General features: G+C 64.5%; 15 protein-coding genes. 6 read left to right on the plus strand and 9 right to left on the minus strand.

All coding sequences use genetic code 11. The annotated features are described in order from the left end of the window. The first annotated feature begins 86 nt into the window (after window positions 1-86). Both DN824_RS09880 and DN824_RS09885 read left to right on the plus strand, forming a co-directional pair. Window positions 87-644: an NUDIX hydrolase gene (locus DN824_RS09880; protein WP_138408233.1), complete on the plus strand. Its 558-nt coding sequence runs from the start codon at window positions 87-89 to the stop codon at window positions 642-644. A gap of 23 nt (window positions 645-667) precedes the next feature. Further along, window positions 668-1,171 carry a L,D-transpeptidase family protein gene (locus tag DN824_RS09885; protein WP_138408234.1) on the plus strand — a complete coding sequence of 168 codons (504 nt, stop codon included), beginning with the start codon at window positions 668-670 and terminating at the stop codon, window positions 1,169-1,171. Between the two features lie 37 nt (window positions 1,172-1,208). Here the strand turns inward: DN824_RS09885 and DN824_RS09890 are convergent, their stop codons facing one another. The 6 genes from DN824_RS09890 to DN824_RS09915 form a co-directional block, all read right to left on the minus strand. Next, the gene (locus tag DN824_RS09890) at window positions 1,209-1,526 is read right to left on the minus strand and encodes a YqfO family protein (RefSeq protein ID WP_138408235.1); all 318 of its coding nucleotides are present in this window, start codon (window positions 1,524-1,526) and stop codon (window positions 1,209-1,211) included. Window positions 1,527-1,723: 197 nt separating this feature from the next. Then, window positions 1,724-5,620, minus strand: coding sequence for a phosphoribosylformylglycinamidine synthase (gene purL / locus DN824_RS09895; protein ID WP_138408290.1), 3,897 nt, complete (start codon window positions 5,618-5,620; stop codon window positions 1,724-1,726). Window positions 5,621-5,822: 202 nt separating this feature from the next. Further along, entirely contained in the window at window positions 5,823-6,590 is a 768-nt protein-coding gene (locus tag DN824_RS09900; protein ID WP_138408236.1) for an amino acid ABC transporter ATP-binding protein, read from the minus strand. Window positions 6,591-6,598: 8 nt separating this feature from the next. Next, a complete protein-coding gene (locus DN824_RS09905) occupies window positions 6,599-7,696 on the minus strand; it encodes an amino acid ABC transporter permease (RefSeq protein ID WP_138408237.1) in 1,098 nt (365 codons plus the stop codon). A gap of 10 nt (window positions 7,697-7,706) precedes the next feature. Further along, window positions 7,707-8,891, minus strand: a complete 1,185-nt coding sequence (locus DN824_RS09910) for an amino acid ABC transporter permease (RefSeq protein WP_138408238.1) — start codon at window positions 8,889-8,891, stop codon at window positions 7,707-7,709. Window positions 8,892-8,987: 96 nt separating this feature from the next. Further along, on the minus strand, window positions 8,988-10,016 hold the full coding sequence (locus tag DN824_RS09915; protein WP_138408239.1) for an amino acid ABC transporter substrate-binding protein: 1,029 nt from the start codon (window positions 10,014-10,016) through the stop codon (window positions 8,988-8,990). Between the two features lie 524 nt (window positions 10,017-10,540). Here DN824_RS09915 and DN824_RS09920 point away from each other — a divergent pair. From DN824_RS09920 to DN824_RS22550, 4 genes are all read left to right on the plus strand, one after another. After that, on the plus strand, window positions 10,541-11,209 hold the full coding sequence (locus DN824_RS09920) for an alpha/beta hydrolase (RefSeq protein ID WP_138408240.1): 669 nt from the start codon (window positions 10,541-10,543) through the stop codon (window positions 11,207-11,209). A gap of 212 nt (window positions 11,210-11,421) precedes the next feature. Next, entirely contained in the window at window positions 11,422-12,357 is a 936-nt protein-coding gene (locus tag DN824_RS09925; RefSeq protein WP_138408241.1) for a GGDEF domain-containing protein, read from the plus strand. 123 nt (window positions 12,358-12,480) lie between these two features. Beyond that, on the plus strand, window positions 12,481-13,899 hold the full coding sequence (gene rhlB, locus DN824_RS09930; RefSeq protein ID WP_138408242.1) for an ATP-dependent RNA helicase RhlB: 1,419 nt from the start codon (window positions 12,481-12,483) through the stop codon (window positions 13,897-13,899). A gap of 134 nt (window positions 13,900-14,033) precedes the next feature. Further along, window positions 14,034-14,198, plus strand: coding sequence for a hypothetical protein (locus tag DN824_RS22550; protein WP_174236491.1), 165 nt, complete (start codon window positions 14,034-14,036; stop codon window positions 14,196-14,198). On the opposite strand, the gene moaE is transcribed toward DN824_RS22550, so the two are convergent. From moaE to moaC, 3 genes are read right to left on the minus strand one after another with little or no spacing between them, the layout of a single operon-like run. Next, complete coding sequence (moaE, locus tag DN824_RS09935; protein WP_138408243.1) at window positions 14,199-14,657, minus strand: molybdopterin synthase catalytic subunit MoaE; 459 nt, start codon at window positions 14,655-14,657, stop codon at window positions 14,199-14,201. Further along, window positions 14,658-14,906, minus strand: a complete 249-nt coding sequence (locus tag DN824_RS09940) for a MoaD/ThiS family protein (protein ID WP_138408244.1) — start codon at window positions 14,904-14,906, stop codon at window positions 14,658-14,660. It abuts the gene before it with no gap. Next, window positions 14,903-15,373, minus strand: coding sequence for a cyclic pyranopterin monophosphate synthase MoaC (moaC, locus tag DN824_RS09945; protein ID WP_138408245.1), 471 nt, complete (start codon window positions 15,371-15,373; stop codon window positions 14,903-14,905). The genes DN824_RS09940 and moaC overlap by 4 nt, the downstream gene beginning before the upstream one ends. Between the last annotated feature and the right edge of the window lie 69 nt (window positions 15,374-15,442).

Here is a 15,442-nt window from a genome sequence, read left to right on the forward strand (position 1 = left end):
CCAAGGCTCGCAACCCGAGGTCGATTGGCGTCTTGCCGCATCGGTGTGCCCAAGCCAAGATTAGCCAACTTGGACGAGGAGCCGGTATGAAATTCTGCAATCAATGTGGCAGCCCGGTGGCCGAGCTCATCCCGGAAGGCGACAACCGCCCGCGCTTCGTTTGCGGCAGCTGCAGCACCATTCACTACCAGAACCCGCGCATCGTCGCCGGCTGCCTGCCGGTCTGGGAGGATCGCGTGCTGCTTTGCCGCCGCGCGATAGAACCTCGCCGGGGCTACTGGACCCTGCCCGCCGGCTTCATGGAGAACGGCGAGACGACCCAGCAGGCCGCGGAACGCGAAACCCTCGAAGAAGCCTGCGCCAGGGTCAGGGGCCTGCAGCTCTACACGTTGTTCGACCTGCCGCACATCAGCCAGGTGTACATGTTCTTTCGCGCCGAGCTCGTCGATCTCGCCTTCAGCCCCGGCAGCGAGAGCCTGGAAGTCGCTCTGTTTCACCAACGGGACATCCCCTGGTCAGCGCTCGCTTTTCCGACCGTGGGTCGTACCCTAGAATGCTTCTTCGCCGACCGGGAACAGCAGACCTTCCCGGTTCGCAACGAGTCGCTCGCCCCCATGCGGGTCGGCACGCCAAGACCGGTCTGATGCAGTAAGTGGAAGCTCCTTCGATGCGCTGGTTGTTCGCTGTTTTCTGTTTCAGCCTCGCGACTCTCTCCCTCGCCAGTCCGCCGCCCACCTCGACCGAAAAGCCCATCGACAAGGTGCTGGTGATCAAGTCGGAGCGCAAGCTCCACCTGATCAGTCGCAATGAGACGCTCAAGAGCTATCGCGTCTCGCTGGGCAAGCAACCGGTCGGCGCCAAGGAACGCGAAGGCGACCTGCGCACGCCCGAGGGCTTCTACTGGATCAACTGGCGCAAGATCAGCGACAAGTACAACCTGGCGATGCATATCTCCTACCCCAACGCGCGCGACAGCGAACGCGCACGGGCGCAGGGCGTGAAGCCGGGCAACATGATCATGCTGCACGGCACGCCAGTGGACGAGGAGTATCCGGAATGGTTCTTCCATACCCTGGACTGGACCGAGGGCTGCATTGCGCTGAAGAACGATGACATGCGGGACTTGTGGAGTCGGGTCCCGGACGGGACCCTGATCGAAATCAGACCGTGACTCGCGGCAGGGCCACGCAGCGCGGCCCTGCGCGAACTCAGAACTGCATGTCCGACAGCCGCCAGACTTCGAAGGCCGGCGTCTCGTAGGGATGGGCCTTTTTCAGGGCCTTCACCGAATCGTGGATGAGCTCGTCGGACACCACCAGCTCGACCTTCCACTCGGCAACCTGCTCGACCTTGCCGACTTCGCCAACATAAGGCTGGCTGCCGGCAAGCGGCCTGAACTGCCCCTGGCCGAGGCTCTGCCAACAGCAACTGTCGTAAGCGCCGACGCGACCGCCGCCGGCCGCGAATACGGCCTTCTTGACTTCGTCCAGGTGCTTTTCCGGCACATAGAAACACAGCTTGTACATCAGGGTCTCCGCGCGAATACAGCCCGGGCGGCGCGTCTCGACAGGCCGTCCCGAAGCGATGGCAAACCGCCACACAGTGACAGTTAAGCCGCCAGTAATCAATTCCCCGGACAGCGTCTGGCTACCTTGCCTGGCCGATGCTTCCTGCTCCGGTCGGTGCAGGCCCGGGGCCGGCGTCAAGCCAGCCCCGGAACCGATCAATCCACCCAGACGCGGGCGTTACGGAACATCCGCATCCAGCCGCCATCCTCTTGCCAGTCGTCCGGACGCCACGAGTTGGTCACCGCCCGGAACACCCGCTCCGGATGCGGCATCATGATGGTCACCCGCCCGTCCCGGCTGCTCAGGCCCGTGATGCCACGTGGCGAGCCGCTGGGGTTGGCAGGATAGCGTTCCGTGACCTTGCCGTGGTTGTCGACCAGACGCATGGCGACACAGCCCGACAGATCGGCCTCGAGCAGTGCCTCCTCGCTCTCGAACTCGGCGTGGCCTTCGCCATGGGCGATGGCGATCGGCAAACGGGAACCGGCCATGCCCTGCAGGAAGATGGACGGCGAATCCTGCACCTGCACCATCGCGACCCGCGCCTCGAACTGCTCGGAGCGGTTGCGCACGAAGTGCGGCCAGAACTCGCTGCCAGGCACCAGTTCGTGGAGGTTGGAGAGCATCTGGCAGCCGTTGCAGACACCCAGCGCGAAACTGTCGCTGCGCTCGAAGAAGCCGCTGAACGCCTCGCGCGCACGGCTGTTGAACAGAATCGACTTGGCCCAGCCTTCGCCGGCGCCGAGCACGTCGCCATAGGAGAAGCCGCCGCAGGCGACCAACCCCTTGAAGGCGTCGAGTTCGATGCGCCCGGCGAGGATGTCGCTCATGTGCACGTCGACCGAGGCGAAGCCGGCACGATCGAAGGCGGCCGCCATCTCGGACTGGCCGTTGACGCCCTGCTCGCGCAGGATCGCGACCTTCGGCCTAACGCCCTTCTTGATGTAGGGCGCCGCGATGTCCTGGTTCACGTCGAAGCTGAGCTTGGCGTGCAGGCCGGGGTTTTCCTCGTCGAGCAGCAGGTCGAACTCTTCGTCGGCGCACTCGGCGTTGTCGCGCAGCCGCTGGACCTGGTAGCTGGTCTCGGCCCACTGGCGCTGCAGCAGGCGACGATCACCGGTGAAGACATCCTCGCCGCTGTAGCGGACCACCACCCGGCCGTTGTTGATCGGCCGGCCGATGACGCTGACGCAGTCGCCGAGCCCGGCCGCGCTGAACTGCGCCAGGATCACTTCGGTATCGTCCTGACGCACCTGGATCAGCGCACCGAGCTCTTCGTTGAACAGGATCGCCGGGATCTCCGCGGCGTCCTGGGCGATGCCGTCGAGGTTCAGGTCCAGGCCGCAATGGCCGGCGAAGGCCATTTCCAGCGCGGTGGTCAGCAGGCCACCGTCGGAACGGTCGTGATAAGCCAGCAGCAGGCCATCGGCGTTCAGGCCCTGCACGACGGCGAAAAAGGCCTTCAGGTCCTCGGCATCGTCGACATCCGGCGCGTGGCGACCCAGCTGGCCGTACACCTGCGCCAGGATCGAGCCGCCCATGCGGTTCTGGCCGCGTCCAAGGTCGATGAGAATGAGGTCGGTCTCGCCCTTGTCCAGGCGCAGCTGCGGCGTCAGCGTCCGGCGCACGTCGGTCACCGGCGCGAAGCCCGAAACGATCAGCGACAGCGGCGAGGTCACGCTCTTGTCCACGCCTTCGTCGGACCAGCGGGTCTTCATGGACATCGAATCCTTGCCGACCGGGATCGTGATGCCGAGCTCAGGGCACAGCTCCATGCCCACGGCGCGCACGGTGTCGTACAGGCGCGCGTCCTCGCCGGGGTGGCCGGCGGCGGCCATCCAGTTGGCGGACAGCTTGATGTCGCCGAGCTTGGCGATCGGCGCGGCGGCCAGGTTGGTCAGCGTCTCGCCGATGGCCATGCGGCCCGAGGCCGGTGCGTCGAGCAGCGCGAGCGGCGTGCGCTCGCCCATGGCCATCGCCTCACCGGTGTAGACGTCGAAACTGGTGGCGGTCACCGCGCAGTCGGCGACCGGCACCTGCCACGGGCCGACCATCTGGTCACGGGCCACCTGGCCAGTGATGCTGCGGTCGCCGATGGTGATCAGGAAGCTTTTGCTGGCCACCGCCGGATGGTGCAGCACGCGCCCGACGGCCTCGGTGAGCTCGACGCCCGACGGCTCGAAGTCATCGCCCAGCGCGCCTTCGCGGCTGGCACTGCGGTGCATGCGCGGGGCCTTGCCCAGCAGTACGTTGAGCGGCATGTCCACCGGCTTGTTGCCGAAATGGCTGTCCGACACCGTCAGGCGAGGCTCCTCGGTCGCCTCGCCGACCACCGCGAACGGGCAGCGCTCGCGTTCGCAGATGGCCTTGAAACGCTCGAAGTCGCCGGCATCGACGGCAAGCACGTAGCGCTCCTGGGATTCGTTGCACCAGATCTCGTGCGGTGCCATCCCCGGCTCGTCGTTCGGGATGTTGCGCAGTTCGAAGCGCCCGCCGCGCCCGCCATCGTTGACCAGTTCCGGGAAGGCATTGGAAAGACCGCCGGCGCCGACGTCATGAATGAACTTGATCGGGTTGCGCTCGCCGAGCTGCCAGCAACGGTCGATCACTTCCTGGCAGCGACGTTCCATCTCGGGGTTGTCGCGCTGCACCGAGGCGAAATCGAGGTCGGCCGAGCTGGTGCCGGTCGCCATCGACGACGCGGCGCCGCCACCCAGGCCGATGAGCATGGCCGGGCCACCGAGCACGATGAGCTTGGCGCCGACCGAAATCTCGCCCTTCTGCACGTGCTCCTCGCGGATGTTGCCCATGCCGCCCGCCAGCATGATGGGCTTGTGGTAGCCGCGGACTTCCTCGCCCCGCGGGGTCTGCACCGCCTGCTCGAAGGTACGGAAGTAACCGGTGAGCGCCGGACGGCCGAATTCGTTGTTGAACGCGGCGCCGCCCAGCGGCCCCTCGATCATGATGTCCAGCGCGGTGACGATGCGCTCGGGCTTGCCGTAGGGCTTTTCCCAGGGCTGCAGGAACCCGGGGATGTTCAGGTTGGACACCGTGAAGCCGGTCAGGCCGGCCTTCGGCTTGGCGCCGCGTCCGGTCGCGCCTTCGTCGCGAATCTCGCCGCCGGAGCCGGTCGAGGCGCCCGGGAACGGGGCGATGGCCGTCGGGTGGTTGTGCGTTTCCACCTTCATGAGGATGTGCACGGGCTCCTGGCTCGCCGCGTACTCGCCACTCTCGGGGTTGGGGTAGAAGCGCCCGGCCACGTTGCCGACGATGACCGCGGCGTTGTCCTTGTAGGCCGAGAGCACACCTTCGCTGTGCATCTGGTAGGTGTTCTTGATCATGCCGAACAGGGATTTTTCCTGGCTTTCGCCATCGATGTCCCAGCTGGCATTGAAGATCTTGTGACGGCAGTGCTCGGAGTTCGCCTGGGCGAACATCATCAGTTCGATGTCGTGCGGGTTGCGCCCCAGCTCGCCGAAGCTCTTGACCAGGTAGTCGATTTCGTCATCGGCCAGTGCCAGGCCGAGGTCGGCGTTGGCACGTTCCAGCGCGGCGCGGCCTCCGGCCAGCACGTCCACGGCGGTCAACGGCTTGGGCTGGGCATGGCTGAACAGCGTCGACGCATCCTCGAAGCGCTCCAGGACCAGCTGGGTCATGCGGTCGTGCAGCATGGCTGCGATCAGCGCCGCGTCGGCGTCGGACAGCTCGCCGGTCACGTAGTAGGCGATGCCCCGCTCCAGGCGCTGGATCTTGCTCAGGCCGCAGTTGCGGGCGATGTCGCTGGCCTTGCTGGACCAGGGCGAAATGGTGCCAAAGCGCGGGATCACCAGAAACAGGCGGCCGGACGGCTCCTGGACCGGCACGCTCGGGCCGTACTCGAGCAGGCGAGCCAGCACCTGCTGCTCATCCGCCCCTAGGGCACCGGATACCTCGGCAAAATGGGCGAACTCGGCATAAACGCCGCTCACGGCAGCGACCTTTTCGGTCAGTTGCGCCAGGAGCTTGCCGTGACGGAAGGCGGAGAGTGCAGGAGCGCCGCGCAGGATCAACATCGTCGGAACAGCCTCGAAGGGGGGAGCGTAGAGGGCGTGCATTCTAGCTCATCAGGCGGCGCGAGGCTAAGCGCGGAACCGGATGTCGGCGGCTGATCGCAAATTTTTCGCGACCCCTCGAACGAACGGAGGACGGGCAGACACCCATCCTCCGTCGTAACGCCCGGCGGTGCGTTGCGCACCACCGGTCAGCAACCGGACCTCAGTGCAGGATCTGGCTGAGGAACAGCTGGGTACGCTCGTTTTCCGGATTGGTGAAGAACTTCTCCGGAGCCGCCTGCTCGACGATCTCGCCCTTGTCCATGAAGATCACCCGGTTGGCCACGGTGCGCGCGAAGCCCATCTCGTGGGTCACGCAGAGCATGGTCATGCCGTCCTGGGCGAGCCCGATCATGGTGTCCAGCACTTCCTTGACCATTTCCGGATCGAGGGCCGAGGTCGGCTCGTCGAACAGCATGATCTTGGGCTTCATGCACAGCGCGCGGGCGATCGCCACGCGCTGCTGCTGACCACCGGAAAGCTGGCCGGGGTACTTGTTGGCCTGCTCGGGAATGCGCACGCGCTCGAGGTAATGCATGGCGATTTCCTCGGCCTGCCGCTTGGGCATCTTGCGCACCCACATGGGCGCCAGCGTGCAGTTCTGCAGCACGGTCAGGTGGGGAAACAGATTGAAGTGCTGGAAAACCATGCCCACTTCGCTGCGAATGGTCTCGATCTGCTTGAGGTCGTTGGTCAGCTCGTGACCGTCGACGATGATCCGCCCCTGCTGGTGCTCTTCGAGCCGGTTGAGGCAACGGATGGTGGTCGACTTGCCCGAGCCGGATGGTCCGCAGAGGACGATGCGCTCCCCCTGGGTGACATTCAGGTTGATGTCCTTGAGCACGTGGAACTGGCCGTACCACTTGTGCACCCCTTCCATCTGGATCATCAGCTGATCGGCGCCGGCGGGCTGCTTGTTCGTATCGTTCATGTTCACTCCTAACGCTTGTGGCCCCGGTCCAGCTTGTGCTCCAGATGCATGGAGTAGCGGGACATGCCGAAACAGAAAATCCAGTAGACGAATGCGGCGAAGACATAGCCCTCGGTGGACATGCCCAGCCAGGCCGGGTCGGCCGTCGCGCGCTTGATGCTGTTGAGGAAGTCGAACAGGCCGATGATGATCACCAGACTGGTGTCCTTGAACAGCGAGATGAAGGTGTTGACGATGCCCGGGATGACCAGCTTGAGCGCCTGCGGCAGGATCACCAGCATCATGCTGCGCCAGTAGCCCAGGCCCATCGCCGCGGCCGCCTCGTACTGCCCCTTTGGAATCGCCTGCAGACCGCCACGCACGACTTCGGCGATGTAGGCCGCCTCGAAGAAGATGATCATCACCATCGCGCGCATCAGCTTGTCGAGGCTCATGCCTTCAGGCAGGAACAGCGGCAGCATGACCGACGACATGAACAGCACCGTGATCAGCGGAACGCCCCGCCAGAACTCGATGAAGGTCACGCAGATCACCCGGATCGCCGGCATGTCGGAGCGACGCCCGAGCGCCAGCAGGATCCCCAGCGGCAAGGCGCCGGCGATGCCGACCGCGGCGATGATGATGGTCAGCATCAGCCCGCCCCACTGGCTGGTCGGCACCGTCTCCAGGCCGAAGAACCCGCCGTGCATGAGCCAGTAGGCAACCAGCGGATAGGCGATCAGGTAGCCGATGCCGAAACGCGCCTTGTGGGGCGTGTTCTTCAGGAACAGCGGGATCGCGCCCACGATTGCCAGTATCGCGGCCAGGTCGACGCGCCAGCGTAGCTCCGGCGGGTAGAACCCGTACATGAACTGGGCGAAGCGGCTCTGGATGAACACCCAGCAGGCACCTTCACGCGAGCAGTCGGAACGGGTTTCACCCGTCCAGTCGGCCTGGATGAAGGCCCAGTTGAGCAACGGCGGAACGATCACCCAGAGCAGGTAGAGCCCGGCCAGGGTCATCAGGGTGTTGAACCAGCTGGAGAACAGGTTGGCGCGCATCCAGCCGACGATGCCGACGCTTCTGCTCGGCGCCGGCAGGTCAGGTTTGAAGATATGAGTAGTCACGGGCCTATCCTCACCGCTCGATAAGCGCGATGCGCTTGTTGTACCAGTTCATCAGGATCGAGATGCTGATGCTGATGGCCAGGTAGACGCTCATGGTGATCGCCATGGTTTCGATCGCCTGACCGGTCTGGTTGAGCACCGTGCCGGCGAACAGCGAGACCATGTCGGGGTAGCCGATGGCGGCCGCGAGCGACGAGTTCTTCGCCAGGTTGAGGTACTGGCTGGTCAGCGGCGGAATGATCACCCGCATGGCCTGCGGCACGATCACCAGACGCAGGATCTGACCCGGGCGCAGGCCCAGCGAACCAGCTGCCTCGGTTTGCCCATGGCTGACCGCCTGGATGCCCGCGCGCACGGTCTCGCCAATGAAGGCCGCGGTATAGATCGACAGCGCCAGGACGATGGACACCAGCTCCGGAATGACCACCCAGCCGCCGCGGATGTTGAAGCGCTGCAGCTCCGGCACCTGCCAGTGGAACGGCGCGCCGAACACCAGCACCGCCAGCAGCGGCAGGCCGATCAGCAGCCCCAGGGCCGTCCACAGGACCGGGAAGCGCTCACCCGTCGCATGCCGCCGCAGACGTGCCCAGCGCTGCACGGCGAACGCCGCGACGATGGCCACCAGCAGCGCGATCAGAAACGGCCACATGCCCTCGGCCGCGAGCGGCGCGGGCATCTGCAGGCCGCGATTGTTCAGGAAGAACGTGTCCCACAGCGAGATGCTGTCCCGCGGCCCCGGCAACGGCGCCAGCACGGCGAAATAGAAGAAGAAGATCTGCAGAAGCGGTGGGATGTTGCGGAAGGTTTCGATGTAGACGGTGGCGAGCTTGCGGATCAGCCAGTTGGGCGAGAGCCGCGCGACCCCGAGGATGAAGCCGAGGATGGTCGCCAGCACGATGCCCACGACACTGACCAGCAGCGTGTTCAGCAGGCCGACCCAGAACACCCGAGCGTAACTGTCGCTTTCGGTGTAGTCGATCAGGTGCTGCGGAATGCCGAATCCCGCGGAATTATTGAGGAAACCGAACCCTGACGTGATCCCCCGATTCGCCAGGTTTGTCTGAGTGTTGTGAAAAAGGTACCAGCCGATGCCGACAACGGCGGCGACGGCGATGATCTGGAACAGCCAGGCACGGACCTTGGGATCGCGCATGTACGACCCCGCGGACGGCGTGGCTTTACTGGTGGTTCGCATTAAAAAGCCTCACGAAACGCGACCGGCACACGGAGGTGTGCCGGAAACGTTAAGCCAAAACGGAAACACGGCCGCCGTTGGCAGCGGCCGGGACGGTCAACGCACGGGCGGTGCGTACTGCAGACCACCATTGTTCCAGAGAGCATTGAGACCGCGCTCGATCTTCAGCTCGCTGCCGGCGCCGACGTTGCGGTCGAAGACTTCGCCGTAGTTGCCCACCTGCTTGACGATCTGCACCGCCCAGTCCTTGGGAAGCTTCAGATCCTTGCCATATTCACCCTCGGCACCGAGCAGACGCGCCACGTCGGGGTTCTTGGTGGTCTTGGCCATTTCTTCGACGTTGGCCGCGGTGAGGCCAAGCTCTTCGGCGTTGATCATCGCGAACAGCGACCAGCGCACGATGTCGAACCACTCCTCGTCACCCTGGCGTACAGCCGGGCCGAGGGGCTCCTTGGAGATGACTTCCGGCAGCACCACGTAGGCGTCCGGGTCGGCCAGCTTGATGCGCTGGGCATACAGCTGCGACTGGTCGGACGTCAGCACGTCACAACGACCGGACTCCAGCGACTTGGCGCTTTCGTCGGAGGTGTCGTAGGTGATGGGGGTGTACTTGAGGCTGTTGGCGCGGAAGTAGTCGGAGAGGTTGAGTTCGGTGGTGGTGCCGGCCTGGATGCAGACCGTGGCGCCGTCGAGTTCCTTGGCGCTGGAGACACCGAGCTCCTTGTTCACCAGGAAGCCCTGGCCGTCATAGTAGGTGACGCCGGTGAAATTCAGGCCCATGGCCGCGTCACGCGAACTGGTCCAGGTGGTGTTGCGCGACAGCACGTCGACTTCGCCCGACTGCAGCGCGGTGAAGCGCTCCTTGGCGGTCAGTGCGCTGTACCGGACCTTGCTGGCGTCGCCGAATACCGCGGCAGCGACTGCGCGGCAAACGTCGACGTCGATCCCCTTGTACTCCCCCTTGGCATCAGCATAGGAAAAGCCCGGAAGGCCGTCGCTGATACCGCATTGAACGAAACCCTTCTTCTTCACCGCATCCAGGGTGGCCCCGGCGTTGGCAATACCGGTGACGCTCAGCGCAGCTGCAGCGATCACGACAGCCAGGGTGGATTTCATCATCTTCATCAAAACCTCCAGTTGCTCTTATTGTGCGGAGTTCCGGTCCTGCTCCCTCGCCCTTGTGAGGCAGGCACGTCTCGAAGCGAAACGGGCGGAAGCAAAACTAGCCGGGAGTCTACTGGCCAAATCTTTGGTCGGCCACCGACGCCCTTCTCGCTCATCGAACGATGGGCCGAAACGATCAAAAGTTGGGATACCCACATCGGGGCTCCGCCTACCTGCACCGGTTCGGCGTTACCGCCATGAACTCCTCGCAGCCCCATCAGGACAAAGCAAGCGGCGTACCAGTGCAGGCCGGTAGCACAAGCAGATTTGTAAATCCGCAAGCGAAGCCGCGAAACGCTGCGAAATAGCAGAGCGCCATTAGCGGGAGGCGCTCCCGGAACGATGTCCGGCCCGTCCCATTCGTTGCCCGGGCATGGCAAAAGGGGAAATCGGGCGCTACTGTTCCGCGACCCGCTGTCACCTTCCCACCCGAACGCCCTATTTCGAAGCGCACATTTTTTCGAGCGCCCCAAGTTGGAGCCACCATGAACGACGCCCTGATCGTAGAACCCACCTCGCCCGCAGACAGCTGCGTCATCTGGCTGCACGGCCTTGGCGCAGACCGCACCGATTTCCAGCCGGTCGCCCAGATGCTTCAGCAACGACTCGCCTCCACGCGCTTCGTGCTCCCCCAGGCGCCGACCCAGGCGGTCACCATCAATGGCGGCTGGCAGATGCCCAGCTGGTACGACATCCTCGCGATGAGCCCGGCCAGGGCCATCGACCAGGGGCAGCTGGAGGCCTCGGCCGAGCGGGTCATGAGCCTGATCGAAGAACAACGCGACAAGGGCATCGATCCTCGCCGGGTGATACTCGCCGGCTTCTCCCAGGGCGGCGCCGTCGTGCTGCACACCGCCTTCCTGCGCTGGCCCGACGCCCTCGGCGGCGTGATCGCCCTGTCGACCTACGCACCGACCTTCGTCGACGAGCTGTCGCTCTCACCGAGCCAGCGCGCCCTGCCGGTGCTCTGCCTGCACGGTACTCGCGACGATGTGGTGCGTCCTCAGATGGGCCGGACCGCCTATGAGCAACTCAAGGCAGCGGGTGTGCCGGTGACCTGGCAGGACTACCCGATGGCCCACGAAGTGGTGATCGAGGAGATAAACGACATCGGTGACTGGCTGGAAAAGAGGCTTGGTTCCAATAACGGATGAACCCGCAAGCCGTCCCGCTTCGGATTTGTGACCAAACGCATACATGAGAATCGCAACGCCGTTACGCTAGCGCCAAAAAGCGGACTGGTTCTGCTTTTCGCTCCCAGGCCGAGCACCGCTCGGCTCGACGGGAGTCGAAACAGACCATCCATACGAGGAGAGCAGTTCGCGATGTGTACGATCCGGGTAAAGCAGCTGGATGCGCGTGTGCGATGAAGGCGGTTTTCTGGCAAGAGAACCTGCAGCAACTGATGCAGATGCGACTGATGCACAACGTCAACCCGGCCAGCCTCAAACCGCTGCTCCCGGAATTCCAGGCATGCGAGCTCGAGCCGGGCGAGATACTGCTCACGCCGTTCAAGCGCAACAACTACCTTTATCTGATCCTCTGTGGCGAACTGGAGGTCTACCTCGATTCGCTCGACAGCCAGCCGGTACGCAGCCTTGGCGTTAACGATTGCGTGGGGGAAATCAGCTTCGTCGACAACCACGCGCCCTCGGCCTATGTCGTGGCGCGCCAGCCGACCCTCTTGCTGCGCCTGCACAATCGCACCCTGCCGCTGCTCACACACTCGCCGGCCCTGATGCAGAACCTGGTGCAACTGCTCTGCGAACGCGTGCGCCAGGGCAACCGGATCATCATCGACAGCGAGCAGAACGCGAAGATCGACACCCTGACCGGGGCCTTCAACCGGCGCTGGCTCGACCACGTGTATGAACGCGAAAGCACGCGCTGTGCCTTCAACGAACAGCCGCTGAGCATGCTCATGCTCGACGTCGACCACTTCAAGGCCTACAACGATCAGCACGGGCACCTCGCCGGCGACTATGCGCTGTGCCTGGTCGCCCATACGTTGCGCAACCAGCTGCGCCCGAAGGACAGCCTCACCCGCTACGGCGGCGAAGAATTCGTCATCCTGCTGCCCGAGCTGAGCATGGAGGAAGCGCGCTCGATCGGTGAACGCCTGCGCACCAGCCTCGAGCAGATCGGCAACTTCTATTCGCCGGTCGGCATGCTGCCCGGCGTCACCGTCTCCATCGGGCTTGCTCCCATGCGTCCGAAGGACAGTCTGCAAAGCTTGATCGGACGCGCCGACAAGGCGCTTTACAAGGCCAAGCAGCAAGGCCGCAACTGCCTCTGCAGTTGAGCCTGCCCGGCTCCGCTCACGCACCGAAGGTCGCGCCGCAAGCCAAGCTCGGCGCGGGCTTCGCCCTGCCTGCGTCTTGCATTACACTGAGCGGTGACCTTATCAATCAATGACGAGAAGACCGTGCTCAAAGCACTCAAGAACATCTTCGCCAAGGGCTCGCCCGAGCAGTCCGCCGAGCCAGCAGTTCGCACCCGCCAAGACGACAGTCAGGCCACGGCCGCAACGCCCCCGAGCCGCCCGCAAAGCGAACCCGCCGCCGAATCGCGCGCACCGCGACCGTCCAGCAAGCCCACCCACGCCAAGCCCGTCAAACCGCCGGTGCCCGCGTGGAAGCTGGAGGACTTCCAGGTCGAGCCGGTCGAAGGCAAGACTCGCTTTCACGACTTCGACCTGACACCGGAGCTGATGCACGCGATTCAGGACCTGGGCTTTCCCTATTGCACGCCGATCCAGGCCCAGGTGCTGGGTTACACGCTCAAGGGCCGCGACGCCATCGGCCGCGCCCAGACCGGCACCGGCAAGACCGCGGCCTTCCTCATTTCGATCATCAGCCAGCTGCAGCAGACGCCACCACCCAAAGAGCGCTACATGGGTGAGCCGCGCGCGCTGATCATCGCGCCGACCCGCGAACTGGTGGTGCAGATCGCCAAGGACGCGCTGGCCCTGACCAAGTACAGCGGCCTGAACGTCATGAGCTTCGTGGGCGGAATGGACTTCGACAAGCAGCTCAAGCAGCTCGAATCACGCTACTGCGACATCCTGGTGGCCACGCCCGGACGCCTGCTGGACTTCAACCAGCGCGGCGAGGTGCACCTGGACATGGTCGAGGTGATGGTCCTGGACGAAGCCGACCGGATGCTGGACATGGGCTTCATCCCGCAGGTACGCCAGATCATTCGCCAGACGCCCATGAAGGGCGAGCGCCAGACGCTCCTGTTCTCGGCCACCTTCACCGAAGACGTGATGAACCTGGCCAAACAGTGGACGGTGAACCCGGCGATCGTCGAAATCGAGCCGGAGAACGTCGCCAGCGACACGGTCGAACAGCATGTCTATGCCGTGGCCAGCAGCGACAAGTACAAGCTGCTGTACAACCTCGTCAGCCAGAACGACTGGGAGCGGGTCATGGTCTTCGCCAACCGCAAGGACGAGGTACGCCGCATCGAGGAACGCCTGACCCGCGACGGCATCAGCGCGGCGCAGATGTCCGGGGACGTTCCCCAGCACAAGCGCATCAAGGTGCTGGAAGGGTTTCGCGAGGGCAAGATTCGCGTTCTGGTGGCCACCGACGTCGCCGGGCGCGGAATCCATGTCGACGGCATCAGCCACGTGATCAACTTCACCCTGCCGGAAGATCCGGACGACTACGTTCACCGCATCGGACGGACCGGGCGGGCCGGCACCAGCGGTACCTCGATCAGCTTCGCCGGTGAAGACGACGCCTTCGCCCTGCCCCCGATCGAGGAGCTGCTCGGCCGCAAGATCCACTGCGAAATGCCCCCCGACACGCTGCTCAAGCCCGTACCGCGCACGCGGTGACCGGTACGCAAAAGGCGAAGCGAAGGCTTCGCCTTTTTTCATGCTGCATCGACCGGGCATGACCCAGATCAGACCCTCATCGCAACGGCCGTCTATAGTTTCAGGTATCGAATCCGGGCCAGAGGAGAATTCGGATGGATACCTTCCATTGGATGCTACTGCTGATCGTCGCCGGCTTCCTGCTGTTCGGCGTGGGCTTCAATTGCCGGGACAAGGAGTGGGGCGTCGGCCTGCTGAGCCTGGGCGTCGTCTGCATGCTCTCGTCGTTGCTCTACAAGGTGTACATCACCTTCGGCTGATCAGCCCTGCGACGACCAGCCCTGGGCGGCGGCCTCGTCGCTCGCGCGACCTTCCACCCAGCGCGCGCCCTCGGGCGTGTCTTCCTTCTTCCAGAACGGCGCGCGGGTCTTGAGATAGTCCATCACGAAGCGGCAGGCATCGAATGCCGCATCGCGGTGGGCACTGGCGGCGCCGACGAACACGATCGGATCACCCGGCTCGAGACGCCCGACCCGGTGCAGGATCTCCAGCGCCAGCAGCGGCCACCGCTCGCGGGCCTCGGTGGCGATCTTTTCCAGCGCATGCTCGGTCATGCCGGGCGCATGCTCGAGAAACAGGCCGGACACCTCATGGCCGTCGTTGAAGTCCCGCACGTAGCCGACGAAACTGGCGACCGCGCCCACACCCAGATTGGCCGAGTGCAGGGCGTTCACTTCGACGCCTGGATCGAACTGCTGCTGTTGCACCCGAACGGCCATTCAGCCTCCCGTTACGGTTGGAAAGAAGGCGACCTCGTCGCCGTCCTCGAGCGGCTCGTCCAGCGAGCAGAGCTCCTGGTTGCGCGCGCACATCAGGTTCGGCTCGGCCATCAGCGACCAGACGCCGCCGCGCGCCAGCAGAAACTGGCGAAGCGCATCGAGGCTGGCCAGGGTGGGCTCCCAGCTCAGTTGCTCCCCATCGAGCCCGAGCGCTTCGCGGTAGCGGGCAAAGTACTGCACGCGAATCATTCCGGCACCTCCCAGTGACCACTCTTGCCGCCGCGTTTTTCCAGCAGCCTGACGCCTTCGATGACCATCCCGCGATCCACCGCCTTGCACATGTCGTAAAGGGTGAGTGCCGCGACGCTTGCCGCCGTCAGCGCCTCCATCTCGACGCCCGTCTGCCCCGCCAGCTTGCAGCGCGCGACGATGCGTACCCGATCTTCGCCCAGCGCGTCGAGCTCGACCTTGATGCTGGTCAGTAGCAAGGGATGGCACAGCGGGATCAGCTCGTGGGTTTTCTTCGCGGCCTGGATCCCGGCGATACGCGCGACGGCGAACACGTCGCCCTTGGGATGGCCGCCCTCCTCGATCATGCGCAAGGTGTCGGGCTGCATGCGCACCAGCGCTTCGGCCGTCGCCTCGCGGGAGGTCACCGCCTTTTCGGTGACGTCGACCATGTTGGCGCGGCCCTGCGAATCCAGGTGGGTAAGCATAAGAGGTACTCCGGGAATGAACGCCGCCCATTGTATACCGGCAGGACGGCTTCATTCCGGGCCCTGATG

It is taken from the genome of Stutzerimonas nosocomialis (assembly GCF_005876855.1).
Classification (GTDB): Bacteria; Pseudomonadota; Gammaproteobacteria; order Pseudomonadales; family Pseudomonadaceae; genus Stutzerimonas; species Stutzerimonas nosocomialis.

What these genes read in the sequence shown, in the direction of transcription:
- DN824_RS09915 (WP_138408239.1), bottom strand. Translation starts at nt 10,016, where the DNA reads ATGAAGATGATGAAATCCACCCTGGCTGTCGTGATCGCTGCAGCTGCG.
- DN824_RS09900 (WP_138408236.1), bottom strand. Translation starts at nt 6,590, where the DNA reads ATGAACGATACGAACAAGCAGCCCGCCGGCGCCGATCAGCTGATGATC.
- DN824_RS09910 (WP_138408238.1), bottom strand. Translation starts at nt 8,891, where the DNA reads ATGCGAACCACCAGTAAAGCCACGCCGTCCGCGGGGTCGTACATGCGC.
- moaE (WP_138408243.1), bottom strand. Translation starts at nt 14,657, where the DNA reads ATGGCCGTTCGGGTGCAACAGCAGCAGTTCGATCCAGGCGTCGAAGTG.
- DN824_RS09890 (WP_138408235.1), bottom strand. Translation starts at nt 1,526, where the DNA reads ATGTACAAGCTGTGTTTCTATGTGCCGGAAAAGCACCTGGACGAAGTC.
- moaC (WP_138408245.1), bottom strand. Translation starts at nt 15,373, where the DNA reads ATGCTTACCCACCTGGATTCGCAGGGCCGCGCCAACATGGTCGACGTC.
- DN824_RS22550 (WP_174236491.1), top strand. Translation starts at nt 14,034, where the DNA reads ATGGATACCTTCCATTGGATGCTACTGCTGATCGTCGCCGGCTTCCTG.
- purL (WP_138408290.1), bottom strand. Translation starts at nt 5,620, where the DNA reads ATGTTGATCCTGCGCGGCGCTCCTGCACTCTCCGCCTTCCGTCACGGC.
- DN824_RS09885 (WP_138408234.1), top strand. Translation starts at nt 668, where the DNA reads ATGCGCTGGTTGTTCGCTGTTTTCTGTTTCAGCCTCGCGACTCTCTCC.
- DN824_RS09925 (WP_138408241.1), top strand. Translation starts at nt 11,422, where the DNA reads ATGAAGGCGGTTTTCTGGCAAGAGAACCTGCAGCAACTGATGCAGATG.
- DN824_RS09880 (WP_138408233.1), top strand. Translation starts at nt 87, where the DNA reads ATGAAATTCTGCAATCAATGTGGCAGCCCGGTGGCCGAGCTCATCCCG.
- DN824_RS09920 (WP_138408240.1), top strand. Translation starts at nt 10,541, where the DNA reads ATGAACGACGCCCTGATCGTAGAACCCACCTCGCCCGCAGACAGCTGC.
- DN824_RS09940 (WP_138408244.1), bottom strand. Translation starts at nt 14,906, where the DNA reads ATGATTCGCGTGCAGTACTTTGCCCGCTACCGCGAAGCGCTCGGGCTC.